Origin of the sequence: Acinetobacter sp. HY1485, assembly GCF_027568475.1 — a bacterium.
Lineage (GTDB): Bacteria > Pseudomonadota > Gammaproteobacteria > Pseudomonadales > Moraxellaceae > Acinetobacter.
Map to the genome: position 1 here is coordinate 260,295 of NZ_JANKZG010000002.1, position 17,461 is coordinate 277,755.

General features: G+C 38.8%; 16 protein-coding genes. 4 read left to right on the plus strand and 12 right to left on the minus strand.

The window, feature by feature from the left end; genetic code table 11:
• Window positions 1-261: 261 nt before the first annotated feature.
• Window positions 262-1,161 carry an SDR family NAD(P)-dependent oxidoreductase gene (locus PCI70_RS03145; protein ID WP_269913896.1) on the minus strand — a complete coding sequence of 300 codons (900 nt, stop codon included), beginning with the start codon at window positions 1,159-1,161 and terminating at the stop codon, window positions 262-264.
• Between the two features lie 107 nt (window positions 1,162-1,268).
• Between PCI70_RS03145 and PCI70_RS03150 the strand changes: the two genes are divergently transcribed.
• Window positions 1,269-2,168 (plus strand): LysR family transcriptional regulator, encoded by a 900-nt coding sequence (locus PCI70_RS03150; RefSeq protein ID WP_269913897.1) that lies wholly within the window; start codon window positions 1,269-1,271, stop codon window positions 2,166-2,168.
• A 7-nt stretch (window positions 2,169-2,175) separates the two neighbouring features.
• Here the strand turns inward: PCI70_RS03150 and PCI70_RS03155 are convergent, their stop codons facing one another.
• The 6 genes from PCI70_RS03155 to glnK all read right to left on the minus strand — a co-directional run bounded on the left by PCI70_RS03155 (window position 2,176) and on the right by glnK (window position 7,520).
• Window positions 2,176-2,838: a riboflavin synthase gene (locus PCI70_RS03155; protein ID WP_269913898.1), complete on the minus strand. Its 663-nt coding sequence runs from the start codon at window positions 2,836-2,838 to the stop codon at window positions 2,176-2,178.
• Window positions 2,839-2,852: 14 nt separating this feature from the next.
• Window positions 2,853-4,154 (minus strand): DNA adenine methylase, encoded by a 1,302-nt coding sequence (locus PCI70_RS03160; protein WP_269913899.1) that lies wholly within the window; start codon window positions 4,152-4,154, stop codon window positions 2,853-2,855.
• A 2-nt stretch (window positions 4,155-4,156) separates the two neighbouring features.
• The gene (ribD, locus tag PCI70_RS03165; RefSeq protein ID WP_269913900.1) at window positions 4,157-5,200 is read right to left on the minus strand and encodes a bifunctional diaminohydroxyphosphoribosylaminopyrimidine deaminase/5-amino-6-(5-phosphoribosylamino)uracil reductase RibD; all 1,044 of its coding nucleotides are present in this window, start codon (window positions 5,198-5,200) and stop codon (window positions 4,157-4,159) included.
• Window position 5,201: 1 nt separating this feature from the next.
• A complete protein-coding gene (gene nrdR, locus PCI70_RS03170) occupies window positions 5,202-5,660 on the minus strand; it encodes a transcriptional regulator NrdR (RefSeq protein WP_269913901.1) in 459 nt (152 codons plus the stop codon).
• Between the two features lie 104 nt (window positions 5,661-5,764).
• Entirely contained in the window at window positions 5,765-7,138 is a 1,374-nt protein-coding gene (locus PCI70_RS03175; RefSeq protein ID WP_269913997.1) for an ammonium transporter, read from the minus strand.
• A gap of 43 nt (window positions 7,139-7,181) precedes the next feature.
• On the minus strand, window positions 7,182-7,520 hold the full coding sequence (gene glnK / locus PCI70_RS03180; RefSeq protein WP_269913902.1) for a P-II family nitrogen regulator: 339 nt from the start codon (window positions 7,518-7,520) through the stop codon (window positions 7,182-7,184).
• Between the two features lie 185 nt (window positions 7,521-7,705).
• On the opposite strand from glnK, the gene PCI70_RS03185 reads away from it, so the two are divergent.
• Entirely contained in the window at window positions 7,706-7,942 is a 237-nt protein-coding gene (locus PCI70_RS03185; protein WP_269913903.1) for an accessory factor UbiK family protein, read from the plus strand.
• Between the two features lie 41 nt (window positions 7,943-7,983).
• Window positions 7,984-9,468, plus strand: coding sequence for a YifB family Mg chelatase-like AAA ATPase (locus PCI70_RS03190; RefSeq protein WP_269913904.1), 1,485 nt, complete (start codon window positions 7,984-7,986; stop codon window positions 9,466-9,468).
• A 141-nt stretch (window positions 9,469-9,609) separates the two neighbouring features.
• Here the strand turns inward: PCI70_RS03190 and PCI70_RS03195 are convergent, their stop codons facing one another.
• Both PCI70_RS03195 and ettA read right to left on the minus strand, forming a co-directional pair.
• A complete protein-coding gene (locus PCI70_RS03195) occupies window positions 9,610-10,155 on the minus strand; it encodes a DUF4377 domain-containing protein (RefSeq protein ID WP_269913905.1) in 546 nt (181 codons plus the stop codon).
• A 215-nt stretch (window positions 10,156-10,370) separates the two neighbouring features.
• Window positions 10,371-12,032 (minus strand): energy-dependent translational throttle protein EttA, encoded by a 1,662-nt coding sequence (gene ettA, locus PCI70_RS03200; protein ID WP_269913906.1) that lies wholly within the window; start codon window positions 12,030-12,032, stop codon window positions 10,371-10,373.
• A gap of 241 nt (window positions 12,033-12,273) precedes the next feature.
• On the opposite strand from ettA, the gene PCI70_RS03205 reads away from it, so the two are divergent.
• Complete coding sequence (locus PCI70_RS03205; protein ID WP_269913907.1) at window positions 12,274-13,161, plus strand: SDR family NAD(P)-dependent oxidoreductase; 888 nt, start codon at window positions 12,274-12,276, stop codon at window positions 13,159-13,161.
• Here the strand turns inward: PCI70_RS03205 and PCI70_RS03210 are convergent, their stop codons facing one another.
• The 3 genes from PCI70_RS03210 to PCI70_RS03220 form a co-directional block, all read right to left on the minus strand.
• On the minus strand, window positions 13,162-13,800 hold the full coding sequence (locus PCI70_RS03210) for a hypothetical protein (protein ID WP_269913908.1): 639 nt from the start codon (window positions 13,798-13,800) through the stop codon (window positions 13,162-13,164). It lies immediately after the preceding gene.
• 223 nt (window positions 13,801-14,023) lie between these two features.
• The gene (locus PCI70_RS03215) at window positions 14,024-16,330 is read right to left on the minus strand and encodes a Tex family protein (protein ID WP_269913909.1); all 2,307 of its coding nucleotides are present in this window, start codon (window positions 16,328-16,330) and stop codon (window positions 14,024-14,026) included.
• 119 nt (window positions 16,331-16,449) lie between these two features.
• On the minus strand, window positions 16,450-17,214 hold the full coding sequence (locus PCI70_RS03220) for a TorF family putative porin (RefSeq protein ID WP_269913910.1): 765 nt from the start codon (window positions 17,212-17,214) through the stop codon (window positions 16,450-16,452).
• Window positions 17,215-17,461 lie beyond the last annotated feature (247 nt).

The following is a 17,461-nucleotide window of genomic DNA, read 5'->3' on the forward strand; positions in this document are numbered from 1 at the left end:
ATTAAATGAAAAATACGATATGAATACAAATATACTCATATCGTTTTGTCTACTATTTGTTGCGCAAAGGTTTTGTAATTTGTATATTATTTGCTCTCTATTAAGTATCCTTACTTATCAGAAGATAGCTTTATCATTTTACACCGTTGCGCATTTACTTGCGCCTTCATCATGTTATGCTCAAATCATGACTAAACGATTAGGGAGTATAAACATAAGTAGGTTCAAAAATACGATTCATCTTTTGAACTCAAATTACTATTAACTATTTAACTTGGATTGAATGCCTTGACGCTCTAATAATTTTTGTGACTTTAGCAAAAATTCTTGACTATATGCTTCAGATAAACCTGCTGATGGGAAGATTCCTTGCCCTTTATGATTAAATGATGTGCCATTATATTTATCTATATCTAATGAAAATAATAGTGGAACAATACGCTTGGCATAACTCTCAGCCGTAGGAGTAAACCAACCAATTGCACCTTCCATTAGGCGTGATTTTAATGACCCTTTACCTAAAAAATTATCGCGAATATTTGTTTTAATTAGCCCAGGATTTAACCCAAAGAACAAAGTATTTGTTCTTGTTTTTGCACCATTAAGAACTAATATTTCATTTCCTGCCACAGTGGTCATATGTGTTGCCATGGGCTTATAGGTTATTTCTGAATTTAAATCTTTAATATTACCCATTTGCCCACTACCTGGATAACCCATTAAAAATATCCGTGGTTTCATGGAGGTATTTTTTCTTTGTGTACCCAACCGATCTGCCATGTTTTGTAGCATTACAAATCTGTTTAAGTAACTCACAGCCAAATCTTTTTCGATACCTTCTTGCGTTTCTTGGCGATGCGGTGCAGCGAATATACCTGTTGTGAAAATGAGCATATCGAGTGTTTCAGGCATTAATAATGTGGTCACACGCTTTGCCTCTGCCATAAGGCTTAAATCTGCTTTGATAAATTTAATATTAGGCAATTTTTGATCACGAAAAGTTTGCCCTACAACAGTCACGTTAGCACCTTGAGAAGCCAAATGTTGGCTTAAAGCTCGCCCAATCCCCCCTGTTCCGCCAACAATAGCAATCTGTTTATCCTTGATAGATAAAATATGATCAGAATTTTCATGCCAAACTATATGACGATTACGTTTCATTCTAGTTCTCTTAAAATAATACGGTTTATAAAATCCTATCTATTTTTATGTATGGGATAAATACAGTATATTAAATATGACTGATCCAAATATGGCGCAATATATAAATGATTAATTATCTTAATGATATGGCTTTGTTTGTAGAAGTTGTTAAAGCAAAAGGATTTCGTAATGCTGCTGAAGTGATCGGTATACCAAATTCGACCCTATCACGTCGTATTAGTAACCTTGAAAAAGCAATTGGTTTACGTTTATTAAACCGCACAACACGGAAAATTGAGCTAACAGAAGCAGGTCAAATTTATTTTGATCGTTGTAGAAGAATTCTGACTGAAGCAACGCTAGCACATGAAGAACTTAACGGTATCCTTTCTCAACCCAGTGGTCTACTAAGAATCTCATTACCTGTTGATTTTGGGTCAATTTTTTTAACTCCCCTACTGGTTAAATTTACTCAGCTCTACCCTGAAATAAAATTCGAAATTGATTTAAGCCCACAGCTTACAGATTTAGTCAGTCGAAATATTGATGTCGCCATTCGCGTTGGAAACCAAGCAGACTCTAATCTCATTGCACATAAACTCATGCAGTTTCAAGGACAGCTTTTTGCTTCTGCTACATATTTACAAAACTTTGGTATTCCCACTCACCCTCAAGAACTTATTGAGCATGAGTGTTTAACCTTTTCTAATAATAAAATATGGAAATTACATGAAAATAAAAATACTGTTTCAGTCAAAGTTAGCGGTAAATTTAGTTTAAATAATATTGGAATGCTTAGAAAGTTATCCCTTTTAAATCAAGGGTTTTTAATGATTCCACCTGAGGTAGTAATTGATGATATTAAAGAAGGTGCATTAATACCCATTCTTCCGCAATGGAAAGGCGATATAACCCCTATCTATGCCTTAACAGAAACTAAATTAATTCCTGCTAAAACACGTACTTTTATTAATTTTTTAAAAAGTGAATTAGCAGGCTATCAATACGTCTCACAAAAGATATAAAAAAAACCTATCCTTTTAAGAATCCATTTTCTGCCAAAAATGACATGCTAATACTTGCTTCAGGCTTTTGTTCAGCAGCTTTATCCCCCAACAATAAACGCTCGATATAACGTGCTAAAACATCTACTTCTAAATTTACTTTACTGCCTGTTTTCCACGTACCAATATTGGTACGTTCTGCCGTATGTGGAATTAAATTTAAACTTAAAATATTGCCACGCAAATGGTTAATGGTTAGGCTAATTCCATCTACTGTAATTGAGCCTTTTTCAGCTAAATACTTAGCAAGCTCTACAGGCGCGGTCACCTCAAAATACAACGAGCGTGCATCTTGACGTACAAGCGTAATTTCACCCATACCATCTACATGGCCACTCACAATATGTCCACCAAAACGTGTGGTGGGTAACATTGCTTTTTCAACATTAACAGGCTGACCCACTTGCCACTGACCAAGTGTCGTACGGTTTAAACTCTCGCGTGACACATCTGCGGCATACCAATTACTGCCCCACTCAACCACAGTGAGGCAAATACCATTGGTGGCAATCGAATCCCCTAAATTTACATCAGACATATCAAGTGCTGTATGAATACGCAGGCGTACATCGCCCCCTACATTTTGCACACTTTCCACACGTCCTACATTTTCAATAATACCTGTAAACATCAGTTTTCCTTTTATTACCACAAAGCAAGTTGCGAACTTACCCCTGTTGTATCCACGCCACCTAGCTCGGCATAGTGATATAACTGCCCTAACAGTTGGCGTAATGGTGGACCAGATTTAGATTTTGTATCAGTGATGACAATAAACTCAAGTACTCGCGCCCGTTCAGATTGACGTTGCTTACTCACACGATAACGCGGTACATCTTGGGTGAGTAATGTCACCTTACCACGCGCTAAATTGGCTTTGAGTAAGTCAGTTGCCGAAATATTGCCATCGGTTGAGTAGCTTGTCAGAATAAAACGTGCATTGATGGTTGAGAGTAATTTTTCGTAAGCGTCTTTAGCATGTTTTGATGAGTTATATGCACTTGGACGCTCTTTTCGCCATGCCCGATCTATACCACTTTTAAAGCCTTTTGTGTCAGGTGTAGGTAAATCTATCTGATCCCATAAAGTCAGTGCATTCAAAACATGGTAATTACTGCTATATGCATGTTGATTATATGGCGGATCTAAATACGCGACATCCACCTCAAACTCACTCATTTGATCCGCTAACCGCTGTGCATCTACACACCACATTTCCGCAGCAGGTTGCTCTATATTACCCTTTTCACAAAAACGACTTGGCGTTAACCACAACAAAGACTCAATACGCTCGAGTGCCGTTTGTGTTTTGCCACCCCACCCATGATGGAAGCTTTTAAATACACCACTGGTATTACTCACAAAACTTGCCGAATATAAAAGTGGTGCAAGTAAAGCACTCATTTCGATATCGTTAATTGCGCCTTCTGCTTGCCAATTGGCAATTTGCTGACGAATGGCATCAATACGCATCCCATTACGGCGTTTAAAAAACAAACGATCACGGGCAGGGTCATATTCTTCGTCATTGCGTGGGCATAAATTGTGCGTAACCCACCCTTTAGCAAGCGGTAAACGGTTTAAATAATCAATCGCTTTTTGATAGCCACCCAACTGCTCAAACTTGGGAGCTTCTACGCAAGAGAGCACCGCATGGTTAAGTGCATGGCTATACGGCTCCCAATCATTGGCAATCACACGATAACCATTTTCACGGGCAAGTCGTGACACCACACCGCTACCTGCAAAAAAGTCGGCAAAAATGGGAGCACGCTTTTTTTTACCATCGGTATTGAGTGTGCCTGTTTGTTCTAATGCTTCTAAAATTAAATGTAAAAGACGGCGTTTATTACCCAAATAAGGCACAAGTTGATGAAACAAATATTCATCTGTGGTGCGGGCAGCGTGGCGTCTTTTATGATAAACCGTGGTCGTTTCTAAACTCATAATCACTCGTAAAGCGGTATCAGTCTTAAACGTAAATCTTCACCAACTTGCGTTATGTCTTTTACGTTAAAACGTGTTTGCTGTGCCATGTGGATAAATTCACCCTGAAACATCGCACGCGCAGATTGACCCAAAAATGTAGGTGCAACGTAATGGATAAGTTCATCCACAAGTTGATGCTGTAAAAATTGTGTAGAAAGCGTTGCACCTGCTTCTACCAACACATCATGAATATTATGTTCTTTGGCAAGTGTTTTTAATAAATTTGATAGCGGTTGTACAGCAATTTGTACCACGCCTAAATCTGCTAAATCCTGTCTAAACGGTGTCATCACAATGGTATTTTGCGGTTGCTGTAAAATTTGAGCAGATAACGGTAAACGCCCTTGGCGATCTAACACCACACGCTTAGGTTGTACCACATGGTCAAACGCACGTACATTCAATAAGCAATCATCTGCAAGTACGGTATTAATGCCTGTAATGATAGCACCCGAAATAGCACGCCAATGCTGTACGTCTTGCCTTGCAGTTACACCCGTAATCCACTTAGATTCGCCCGATGCCATGGCAGTACGCCCATCTAAACTTGCTGCCATTTTTAAACGCACATACGGCATGCCTGTTGCCATGGTTTTTAAAAAACCTAAATTGAGTTGTTTGGCTTCTTCTTGATATAACCCATGCTCAACTTGTATACCTGCTTGCTCTAAAATTTGGATGCCCTTACCTGCTACCAAAGGGTTAGGGTCTAAATTTGCAATGATGACCTTTGCCACTTGTGCATCAACCAATGCTTTGGCACAAGGCGGCGTACGTCCAAAATGGGCACAGGGTTCTAAGGTCACATACGCGGTTGCACCTTTTGCCTGCTCGCCTGCTTGTCTTAACGCAAAGACTTCTGCATGTGGTTGCCCCGCTTGTGGATGGTACCCCTCACCTACAATTTTGTTATTTTGAACAATCACACAGCCTACATTTGGATTAGGTTTTGTGGTGTATTGTCCTTTTTGTGCAAGCTCAATGGCACGTTGCATGTAGTCCATATTATTGCTCACGTTTTTGCATCAGTTCAATTTGCTGTCTAAAGGCTTCCACATCTTGGAAATCTTGATAAACCGAAGCAAAACGCACATAAGCCACATGGTCTAAACCAAATAAGGCTTGCATCACAATTTCACCAATTTTTTGCGAGCGAACATCACGCTCACCCAAACGGCGGATTTTAATTTGGATATCGCTTAAAACAGCTTCTATTTGTTCTTGTGTAACAGGTCGTTTTTGTAAAGCATGCATTAAAGAACGGCGTAATTTTTCTTCATCAAAGGGTTCATTTTTACCATTTGATTTATTTACACGTGGCATAACGACTTCGTAGGTTTCAAAAGTTGTAAAACGTTCGCCACAGCTTGCACACTCACGGCGACGACGAATTTGGCGACCTTCTGCTGCCAAACGTGAGTCTATTACCTTGCTATCAGGTGTGTTACAAAATGGACAATGCATTACATATTTCATCAACCAAAAGAGAAGCTATAGTGTATCAAAAAACCTTTAGATACTAAATGTAGTGTTTGAAATAAAAAAAGCACCCGAAGGTGCTTTTTTAACTATTCAATTTTTTCGTTATGTTGGCTCAAATCTAAGCCCATAAATTCAGCTTCTTGATCGACACGGATCCCCATGACTAAATCAATTACTTTTAAAATAATAAAGGTACAAATTGCACTATAAGCAATCGTTGCAAGCACACCTTGGAGTTGTACCCAAAGTTGATGGATCATATCGGTGGGTGCTTTGTCGCCCATAATAAATGGACTTGCAAACACTGCCGTTAAAATTGCACCTGCAATACCACCTACTGCATGTAAACCAAAAGCATCTAAAGCATCGTCAGCTTTAAGTAGGCGTTTTAAGCTGGTAATTCCCCAAAAACAAACCACACCACCAATTAAACCCATTGCCAATGCACCACCAACAGTCACATAACCTGCCGCAGGGGTGATCACCACTAAGCCTGCCACTGCACCCGATGCCAAACCTAACACAGATGCTTTACCACGAATCAGCTTTTCTACCACTGCCCAAGCCACACCTGCTGCTGCGGCTGCAACTTGTGTCGTCACTAATGCATAACCTGCAGAACCATTTGCACCTAAAGCAGAACCACCATTAAAACCAAACCATCCCACCCAAACTAAACTTGCACCTACTACAGAAAGCGTGAGGTTATGCGGTGCCATAGACTCTTTGCCTAATCCAATACGTTTACCCAACATATAGGCAGCCACTAAACCTGCAACTCCTGAGTTAATATGGACAACCGTACCGCCTGCAAAATCTAAAGCACCATCGCTACCTAACCAACCACCACCCCATACCCAATGGGTAATCGGTGCATAAACCACAATAACCCATACGGTAATAAACGCAACAAAAGCCCCAAACTTCATCCGTTCCGCCACAGAACCACTAATAATGGCAGCCGTAATAATGGCAAATGTCATTTGGAAAATCACAAATAAAATTTCAGGAATGGTGCCTTGTAAGGCATCTGTGGTAATGCCTGACAGCATGGTTTTACTCAAACCACCAATAAATGCGTTACCTGCATCAAAGGCTAAAGAGTAACCCATAATCACCCAAACAAGGCTGACCACCAAGGCTGCAGATAAACTATATGCCATGGTACTGAGCACATTTTTTTTACGGATCATACCACCATAAAAGAGTGCTAACCCCGGAATGGTCATCAATAACACCAACGCAGTCGAAATTAAAATCCATGCTGTATCACCTGTATCAAGCTTGGCAGGTATTGACACAGGTGCAGGCGTTTCTGTGGCTACATTGGCTGTTATAGTTGTTGGAGAAGGCTGTGATGCAACTTGTGTGGTTGTTGGTGTGGATGCAATCTCATCTGCCCAAACAGGCGCTGTTGATAGTAGGCTAACAAAGCCCAAAGCAAGTGCTATTTTTTTCATCATGTCCCCCAACATTTTTCATTATCTGTTCATCAAATCTGCGTTACACCGCATCAGAACCTGTTTCACCTGTACGAATACGAATGACTTGTTCTAAATTGGTCACAAAAATCTTGCCATCACCAATTTTTCCTGTACTTGCCACACGTGTAATAGATTCAATAACTGACTCCACCATTTCATCGCTAATCGCAATTTCAATTTTTACTTTTGGTAAAAAATCCACCACATATTCTGCACCACGATACAATTCTGTATGACCCTTTTGACGTCCAAATCCTTTTACTTCTGTTACGGTAATCCCTTGAACGCCAATTTCCGATAACGCTTCACGGACATCATCTAACTTAAATGGTTTTACAATTGCTGTAACAAGTTTCATGGTTATTCCTTTGGCTTAGACTCGCATTACTGTTTTATGTTCAATTTTCATGCCAAAACTTTTGAGTTGGGGGAAAACAAAAAATTTAGGCATTTTATTGATTTATTTTAACTGAAAAATGCAATTGTTTGATCAAGCTCAAAAAACCTTTAGAATAAATGACGAATTTTTGTGAGATCACTCAGATGATGGAAACACTATTACAAGCTATTTTGGCGCAAGTTGAACAACCAAAAAAAGATATTGAACATAATGTACGCGCACTTTTACAAGAAGCAGTCACTAAAATGGATTTAGTATCTAAAGATGAACTTGATCGTCAAAAAGTTGCGTTAGAACGTGCGCATCAACGATTAGAAACATTAACAGCACAAGTAAAACAATTAGAAGATGCACTTACCACTCAACAAGCACTAAAATAGTGCAGTATAGATTTTAAAAGCCGCACTAAAACGGAACCAACATGTCGTTTGCTAAAGTTTTTACTCGTAGTATTTGGGGATTACACGCACCTTTAATTGAAGTTGAGGTGCATGTGAGTCAAGGTTTGCCATCATTAACCATTGTAGGTTTACCCGAAATTGCGGTAAAAGAGAGTAAAGACCGTGTACGTTCGGCAATTTTAAATAGTGGTTTTAGCTTTCCAACTAAACGTCTCACCATTAACCTTGCACCTGCGGATTTACCTAAAGATGGTACGCGTTTAGATTTACCGATTGCCATTGGTATTTTAGTAGCAACAAAGCAGATTGAACCTAAAGGTCTTGAACAATACGAATTTTGTGGCGAACTTGCCTTAGATGGGCAATTAAGGTCTGTTAATAGTGTTTTAACACTCGGCATTGAGTGTCAACAAGATCAGCATCAACTGATCATTCCTTTGTGTAATACACCCGAAGCGACACAAGTTCCACACTTAAAAGTATTTGGTGCGACTAACTTAAAACAGGTATGTGAACATTTAACCCAAACAAAATGCCTTACACAACAAGTTGCCTGCTCAAATCAATCGAAAGTATACCCACAGCCTGATTTAGCCGATGTAAAAGGGCAATTACGACCCAAACGTGCGCTTGAAATTGCAGCAGCAGGTGGGCACTGTATTTTATTTAGAGGACCACCCGGCACAGGTAAAACATTGCTGGCTTCTCGGCTACCTTCTATTTTACCGTGTTTAACCGCACAAGAAGCACTTGAGGTAGCACGGATTTATTCAGTTGCCAATCAACCCTATATATTTGGACAACGCCCGTTTAGAGACGTCCATCATACAAGTTCAGGTGTAGCATTGGTGGGTGGCGGTACACGCCCCAAACCCGGTGAAATTACGCTTGCCCATTTAGGAACATTATTTTTAGATGAGCTTCCTGAGTTTGACCGTAAGGTATTAGAGGTACTTAGACAACCACTCGAAAGTAAAAAAATCACAATCTCTCGTGCTGCCCACCAAGTCACGTTTCCTGCAAATTTTCAGCTTATTGCAGCAATGAACCCGTGCCCATGTGGTTATGCATTTCATCAAGACAATAAATGCCAATGCACACCACAAGCCATACGGCGTTATCAAAATAAAATCTCAGGTCCTCTTTTAGACCGTATAGACTTACATATTGATGTGCCACCACTCACTGCAAGTGATTTACAAAGTACTGTACCTTTAGAAACCTCTGCACAAGTAAAACAACGCGTAGAAGATGCCTATCAATATCAAATTGCACGTCAAGGTTGTACTAATCAGGCGCTCAGCCCCCAGCAGTTAGAACAACATGCACCCTTAGATACACAAACAAAAAATATGCTGAGCCTTGCTCAACAGCGTTTAGATTTATCTGCGCGTGCCTATCATCGTATTTTACGCGTTGCTCGTACCATTGCCGATTTAGAGCAAAGCAAAAATATTCAAAGTCATCATTTGAGTGAAGCGTTGTCTTATCGTAGTTCGATGTAACACCAACATAAGTGACCTAAAGTAATAGATTTTATCTTATTGGGTGAAAAATGCTCTCTGTGTTTTCTCCATCAAGAATTGCAATTCTTTATATAAAGGAGCTCATCCTTATTACCTAAAATATCTATTCACTCAGGCTGTTTATTTTATCGCAACATATTTCAAACTAGATGCATCAGCAGCTGGGTTTTGAATAGCAATTTTTTTCACTAAAACAGTCTGGTTTTTTTCTTTGCTTGGTTTAAAACCATCGATGGTGTTATAAAAATTTTGCCACTCTTTATTTAAGTAATATTTCTTTTTATGCTGATCTAAGGTAAATTCTTTCACTTGCATGCACTGTATTCTAGCAGCACCTGCACTACATTCTTTGGTAAAAGGTGCTATCTCTAAATAGGTTAAATCTGCTGTTTTGCTTAACGTACCTAAACGCTTAGACTGAATAAAATTCTCACCTACTAAAAATGTCTGTTTACCTAATACCACATGCGTATCGTTAAACTTAAAATGTCCATTTTGATTACCTGTTTTTTGTTTTAATTGATAACTATAATCAGGTTTTAATAAAACCGTTGCCTTTTTACCCTGATATTCGCCACTCCAATCGAGTGAATTTTCTGATGTATCATGCGCCAATACCTGCCCCGTCAAACCTAACGCGATAAGGGTCATTAATACTTTTTTCATTTTCAATCCTACAAATTAGATATCGCTAAGATTAACTTTGTAAAATAAAAACGTCCGTTTTGTATTTGTAAACTGATCTTAAATTGCAAAACAGCAAGTCCGACTCGTTAGGTATCAACTGATGCTCAATCTTAAAAGATTAATTAAAAAGAAAGTACTTTGCCAATTTTTTAATATAAAAAAACCAGCCCTAAGGCTGGTTAAGTGATGTGAAATTACCCACCAATTTTTTTGTATTTTGTACGGGTTGGACGCGCTTCATCACCTAGCTGTTTTTTACGGTACGCTTCATACTCAGTATAGTTACCGTCAAAAAACTCAGGTTGCTCATTTTCAAATGATAAAATGTGCGTTGCAATACGGTCTAAGAACCAACGATCATGCGATACAACCATTACAGTACCTGGGAACACTAAAATTGCATCTTCTAGTGCACGTAAAGTTTCTACGTCCAAGTCATTCGATGGTTCATCGAGTAGTAAAACGTTTGCACCTTGCTGTAGAATTTTCGCAAGTTGTAGACGGTTACGCTCACCACCTGACAAACTACCTACGCGTTTTTGTTGGTCTGACCCTTTAAAGTTAAAACGACCAATATATGCACGAGATGCAATTTCGTAATCGCCGACTTTAAGAATATCCAAACCGCCTGAAACTTCTTCCCAAACCGTTTTGTTGTCATCTAATGTGTCACGGATCTGACCAATGTAAGCCACTTTAACAGACTCACCTACAGTAACAGAACCTGTGTCAGGTTGTTGCTCACCGGTCATCATACGAAAGAGTGTCGTTTTACCTGCACCATTTGGACCTACAATACCCACAATTGCCGCAGGTGGTACTGTAAAGCTTAATTTTTCGTAAAGTAAACGATCATCAAATGATTTACTGATGTTTTCTACTTCAACAACCTTATTACCTAAACGAGGACCAGGTGGAATGTAGATTTCAGAAGTTTCGTTACGTTCTTGGAATTCTCTAGAGTTAAGCTCTTCAAAACGCTCCATACGCGCTTTGTTTTTCTTTTGCTGACCCTTAGCATTAGAACGAACCCATTCAAGTTCTTTTTTCAAGGCTTTAGCAAACGACTCTTCTTGCTTCTGCTCTTGTTCTAAACGCGCATTTTTTTGTTCTAACCAGTTGGTATAGTTACCTTGGTAAGGAATACCATGCCCACGGTCAAGCTCTAAAATCCACTCAGCAACGTTATCTAAGAAATAACGGTCATGGGTAATGGCAACAATAGTACCTGCAAAGTCTTTTAAGAAACGCTCTAACCAAGATACAGATTCTGCATCTAAATGGTTAGTCGGTTCATCAAGAAGCAACATATCAGGCTTAGACAATAACAAACGACATAACGCAACACGGCGACGTTCACCACCTGATAACAGGCTAACATCAGCGTCCCAAGCTGGAAGACGAAGCGCATCTGCTGCTTGTTCCATTTGGTTGTTTAAGTTATGTGCATCCCAAGCATGAATAATCGCTTCTAATTTTTCTTGCTCTTTTGCAAGGGCATCAAAATCTGCATCTTCAGCAGCATATTCTGCAAAAACTTCATCTAAACGAGCAAGCGCATCTAAAGGCTCACGTAAACCATCTTCTACGTTTCCACGTACATCTTTAGTTGGGTCTAACGGTGGCTCTTGCTCTAAGTAACCAATTTTGATTCCCGGCTGCGCGCGCGCTTCACCAGAAAACTCTTTATCTACGCCAGCCATAATACGAAGCAAGGTAGACTTACCTGCACCGTTTAAACCAAGTACACCAATTTTTGCACCCGGGAAAAAAGAAAGAGAGATATCTTTTAAGATTTCGCGCTTTGGCGGAACCATTTTAGATACTCTGTTCATCGTATAGATATATTGGGCCACAAGGACTCCTCAATAAAATGGACAGTATCAAAAACAACAAATGTATGTGCTTAAGTATAACGTACTGTGTTTAAAATTTGGGTACAAGCAAGCGCAAGTATTGTAAATTAGTACAACAAGACACCCTTAACTGATCGAATAATCCCAAACAACACATTTTTTCGTTGGCTTTTTTTGCTATATTGAGCGCCTTTAAATGATTGATGCAACAGTTGTTGTTTAATTCCCATAGGTGCGTTTCGTGAAGAAAAAGTTAGAGCAGATTTTTCAACAAAAAGTTACAGGTAAAGTGGTACTTGTAACAGGTGCATCTAGCGGAATTGGAGAAACAATTTCTAAAAAATTGGCAGCGGCGGGCGCACACGTTTTACTCGTTGCACGCACAGAAGAAGACTTAATCAGAGTTCAAAAAGAAATCGAATCTGTTGGTGGTAAAGCTTCTGTATTTGTATGCGACTTAAATGAGATGGAGCAGATTGATACTTGCTCACAACAAGTTTTAGCCTCTGTGGATCATATTGATATCTTAATCAATAATGCAGGGCGTTCAATCCGCCGTGCCGTACACGAATCTTTAGATCGTTTCCATGACTTCGAGCGTACCATGCAACTTAATTATTTTGGTGCAGTACGTTTAGTTCTCAATATTTTACCGCATATGATGAAGCGTAAAGATGGGCATATTATTAATATTAGCTCGATTGGCGTACTTGCAAATGCCACGCGCTTTTCTGCTTATGTGGCATCTAAAGCCGCTTTAGATGCATTTAGTCGCTGTTTGGCTGCCGAAGTGCATGCACATAAAATTGCCATTACATCAGTTTATATGCCGTTAGTACGCACACCTATGATTGCGCCAACTAAAATTTATAATTATGTACCTACACTATCTACAGATGAAGCGGCAGACCTCATTGCGCAAGCTATTATCAAACGTCCAAAAAGTGTTGCAACACATTTAGGGCGTTTAGCTTCTTTAACTTACACCCTTACGCCAAGTTTAAATAATATATTGATGTCGGTGGGTTTTCGTTTATTTCCAAGCTCAACTGCTTCGGTGGGTAAAAAAGAAAAGTTAAATATTATTCAGCGTGCGTATGCCAAGTTATTTCCAGGTGAGCATTGGTGATTATTCACCTTTAGAAAATCTAACAAATTGGCTCAATTCTTTAATAAAAAATCGTGCATGTTTCCCTACAAATAGTCTTTTATTATATTGACAACTTTTAGGAATAAAGTAGAGAAAAAATTGCTTAAGAATGTGTATTCCTTTTTTTATAATTATATATAAAAATGGATAAGTAATTAATATACATAAACAAATCGTGAAATTACTTGCAATTAAGTTTAAAAACTGAGGAAATGTGCTGATATAATCAATCAAAGAAATAAAATCTTGTGCCTGTTTTGTTGAATTAATAATTAAAGTAGCTACCAATGTAAGCAAAGCTAAAAAGACTGTTAAGATTCTAGGCTTCGCATCCTGAGTATAGACTAAGCTCATAAGCATTTTTGGTAAAGAATCAAATTCATCTCTATTTTCTATGTTAATTTTTTCTACTTTTTGAATATCTTCTATTATTTCAATATAATTCTTTTGTTCCCCCAACCGTGTTAAGAACCAATTTTCTTTACATTTATATAGATAGGCTTTCTTTTTCTTTGACGAAAACTTTCTATTAGTAAATTTTTTTAAGATATTATTATCTCTACTTCCACGGATTTCATCGAAAAATATTAGAACAAAAATTTCAGAAAGTAATAGCAAAGCAAACCGTGTAACAAACCAAATTTTTACTGCAAAAAAATATAAATAAAAGCAATAAACAAAAAAAATTGCCGTAATAAATAAATGAAATCTCTTGAAACGAAGTTACAATATTTAACAGACCCAAAAGTTTCGTAGTATTCATTGATAATTTGATTAATATTTTTTGACATACGTTGATCAAACCAGCTTTAAAAAAACCTCCCCGAAGGGAGGTTGAGTTTTATTTAGAACCCTTAATCCCTGCTTGCAACAGTAAAGCACCCAAACCACCAATTTTTTGCTCTTGTGGTTTAGAAGGACGTTTTGCCTGCTGAGGACGTTTCGCTTGCTGTGGCTTATCTTGTTTAGGACGTGGCGCACGCGGTGCTTTAGGTGCAGGATGAGAACCTTCAGGACGCATACTTAAATTTACACGCTTGCGTTCTGCATCGACTTGTAACACACGCACTTTAACAATTTGACCCGGTTTTACAATTTTCTGTGGATCAGCAACAAATTCATTGGCTAACTCAGAAATATGAACCAACCCATCTTGATGTACACCCACATCTACAAATGCACCAAAGTTAGTTACATTTGTAATCACACCCTCTAGCTCCATTCCTTCAGTCAGCTGTGCAACGTCCGTAATATCATCACGGAAATTGGCTGTACGGAATTCAGGACGTGGATCGCGACCCGGCTTTTCAAGCTCAGATAATACATCTTGAATGGTTGGTAAACCAAATTTTTCTGTCACAAAATCATCAGCACTGATTTGGCGAATAATTTCAGTTTGACCTAGAATATCTTGAACTGTTTTTTCTTTAGCTTGTGCAATTGTTTCAACTAAACCATAGCTTTCTGGGTGTACAGAAGATGCATCGAGTGGTTGTTCACCATCACGAATACGCAAGAAACCTGCTGCTTGTTCAAACGTACGCTCGCCTAAACGTGGTACTTGTTTAAGATTTTGACGGTTATTAAAACGACCATGCGTTTTACGATATTCTACAATTTGCTGTGCAATTGACTTATTTAAACCTGCAATGTAGCCCAAAATTGCAGGTGATGCTGTGTTTACATCAACACCAACCGCATTTACACAATCTTCTACCACAGCGTCTAGCGTTTTAGCCAAACCTGCTTGGTTAACATCGTGTTGATATTGCCCTACACCAATTGATTTAGGATCAATTTTTACAAGCTCTGCTAATGGGTCTTGCAAACGGCGTGCAATAGATACTGCACCACGAATAGACACATCTAATTCAGGCAACTCTTGCGATGCAAGTTCACTTGCAGAGTAAACCGATGCACCTGCTTCACTCACTGTCACACGCGTTAACTTAAGGTCATCGTTTTCAGCCATCATTTCGCTAATCACAGCTTCGGTTTCACGGCTTGCAGTACCATTACCGATTGCCACTAAATCAACATTAAAATCACGGCATAAACGTGCAAGTTCAGCTTTTGCACCTGCAACGTCTTCTTTTGGTGCAAATGGATAAATGGTACTATGCGCTACAACATCACCCGACTCATTCACAACAGCAAGTTTAACGCCTGTACGCACACCAGGGTCTACCCCTAATGTGCAACGCCCACCTGCTGGTGCAGATAACAATAAATGACGTAGGTTTTCGGCAAAAACCTGCATTGCTTCTTCTTCTGCTGCAAGACGCTTTTCAGTCAGTAAAGAATGCTCAATTTGAGGGCGTATTTTACCCGACCAAAACAGTTTAGCCGTTTGCTTTAAAAATTCTTGACGCGCCTGTGGTGCAAGCTGTGCAATATTATATTCAGTTTCTACGCGTGCAAGTGGTGCTTCATCTTCACCATCTACTTTTAAGCCCAATACATTTTCTTGACGACCACGCAACATTGCCAATAAGCGATGTGCAGGTACTTTATTTAGGTTTTCTGAAAAATCGAAGTAATCGCGGAATTTTTTACCCACTTCTTTTTTCTCATCAGATGCAACACTACTTTTGAGTACAGCAGTCTTTGCAAATAATGCTTTTAATTTTGTTGTTAACGCAATGTTTTGCGCCCACTCATCAATAATGATGTGTTGTACAGCTTCTAGTTGACTGTCTATGTCTGCATAGTCATCATGCGTAAAGCCCACAAGCGCTTCTTTTGGGTCAACTTCTGTTGTTAGAATTTTAGTAGCAAATTCACCTAAACCCGCTTCTTTTGCTTTAAATGATTTACTGGTACGTTTTGGACGATACGGCGCATAAATTTCTTCTAAGGCATTCTTAGTTTGTGTATTTTGTACACGCGCTAATAAATCATCTGATAATTTATTTTGCTCAGTTAAAGACTGAATAACTTTTTCACGTCGCTCGTTTAAATCACGCACATAACTTAAACGTGTATCAAGTTGACGAAGTTGCGTATCATCTAAGCCCTGCGTCACTTCTTTACGGTAACGTGCAATAAAGGGAACACTTGCGCCTTCGTCAATTAAGCGAATGGCAGCTTCTACTTGGTTCGGACGTACGGCAAGCTCGCTTGCCAACTGCTGAACGATGTCAGTCATTGTGTGAATCCTACAAGGAACATGAACTAAAAGTTAGTGATTATAAAGACCATGCTTGTAAAATCTACACCTAGATTAAAATTAACTAAAAAAAACCGCTTCGTAGGAAGCGGCTAGAATTAAAATGCTTTGGTTAAGCTAAACACTGCACCTGTATCTACAGCACGTTTTGCCGCACCCGTATACCCATCAATATTGGTACCGACCACATCAAGCTCGGCTGTTAAACCTTGTACGGCTTTAATATCGTAAGTTGCACCTACTTTCCAATCTATAAAGTTATCATCATTGCCATAGATTTTTTCGCTGGCTTTTGAGTAACCTACACTTGCAAGCGCGCCAAAACCTGTGTCTGCAATGGGAAGAGAATATTGCAAGTTAAAGTTCCAATTATTGACTTTATCACCCTCTACACGTCCTGCTTTACCGCCATATTCATTTGAATAATACATACTTGGTGTTAAGTCATCACCTTTGGTAAACGTATCTGTAAAACTTAATTTTGCATAAGCCTCTGGATAGTTATAGTCACTTGCACTTGGATAACCATAATAAGCTAAACCTACATCAAGTAACGGGCTCAGTGTACCCATATGAAGGGATTTAGAAAAACCAATAGAGGGGTCTAACTCTAAATGTGCATCATCAGAAAAATTAACATTTGATGCAAAAGTAGAAAAATAAAAACCAGATTCGTGTGCAAGGGTGAATGAACCTTGTAATGCTGGGTCATTTTCTGTTTGTGATTGCCCACGGAAGCGATAGTCAGACATTAATCCAACATTACCACTCAATGTTAAACCGTATTGCTCTAGCCCATTATCTGCTGCAAAAGATGCACCTGATAATAACGTTAAGGTAACTGCAAGTAACGTCTTTTTCATCGTCATTCATTCCTCTCGTATTTCACATATATGTGTTTTGCTACAGCTAATATGCAAAGATTAAGCCAAAAAACATCCACAAGAATTAACAATTCTCCATAATTTATGGCTTTATGTAAATAATTGGTACATTTTTTGAATGTAAAAAGTGAGAAAATAGTGACTTTTATGATGAAAAAATAGCTCTTTTTCTTAAAAACTTTATAGCTTATCTGAAATAAAGTTTGCAAATAAAGATTTTTTTAAT

Bases quoted from the DNA above. Each gene is read 5' to 3' on its own strand.
- ribD (WP_269913900.1), bottom strand. From the start codon at position 5,200: ATGGACTACATGCAACGTGCCATTGAGCTTGCACAAAAAGGACAATAC.
- PCI70_RS03160 (WP_269913899.1), bottom strand. From the start codon at position 4,154: ATGAGTTTAGAAACGACCACGGTTTATCATAAAAGACGCCACGCTGCC.
- PCI70_RS03175 (WP_269913997.1), bottom strand. From the start codon at position 7,138: ATGAAAAAAATAGCACTTGCTTTGGGCTTTGTTAGCCTACTATCAACA.
- PCI70_RS03145 (WP_269913896.1), bottom strand. From the start codon at position 1,161: ATGAAACGTAATCGTCATATAGTTTGGCATGAAAATTCTGATCATATT.
- PCI70_RS03185 (WP_269913903.1), top strand. From the start codon at position 7,706: ATGATGGAAACACTATTACAAGCTATTTTGGCGCAAGTTGAACAACCA.
- PCI70_RS03155 (WP_269913898.1), bottom strand. From the start codon at position 2,838: ATGTTTACAGGTATTATTGAAAATGTAGGACGTGTGGAAAGTGTGCAA.
- PCI70_RS03190 (WP_269913904.1), top strand. From the start codon at position 7,984: ATGTCGTTTGCTAAAGTTTTTACTCGTAGTATTTGGGGATTACACGCA.
- nrdR (WP_269913901.1), bottom strand. From the start codon at position 5,660: ATGCATTGTCCATTTTGTAACACACCTGATAGCAAGGTAATAGACTCA.
- PCI70_RS03150 (WP_269913897.1), top strand. From the start codon at position 1,269: ATGATTAATTATCTTAATGATATGGCTTTGTTTGTAGAAGTTGTTAAA.
- PCI70_RS03195 (WP_269913905.1), bottom strand. From the start codon at position 10,155: ATGAAAAAAGTATTAATGACCCTTATCGCGTTAGGTTTGACGGGGCAG.
- PCI70_RS03220 (WP_269913910.1), bottom strand. From the start codon at position 17,214: ATGAAAAAGACGTTACTTGCAGTTACCTTAACGTTATTATCAGGTGCA.
- PCI70_RS03215 (WP_269913909.1), bottom strand. From the start codon at position 16,330: ATGACTGACATCGTTCAGCAGTTGGCAAGCGAGCTTGCCGTACGTCCG.
- glnK (WP_269913902.1), bottom strand. From the start codon at position 7,520: ATGAAACTTGTTACAGCAATTGTAAAACCATTTAAGTTAGATGATGTC.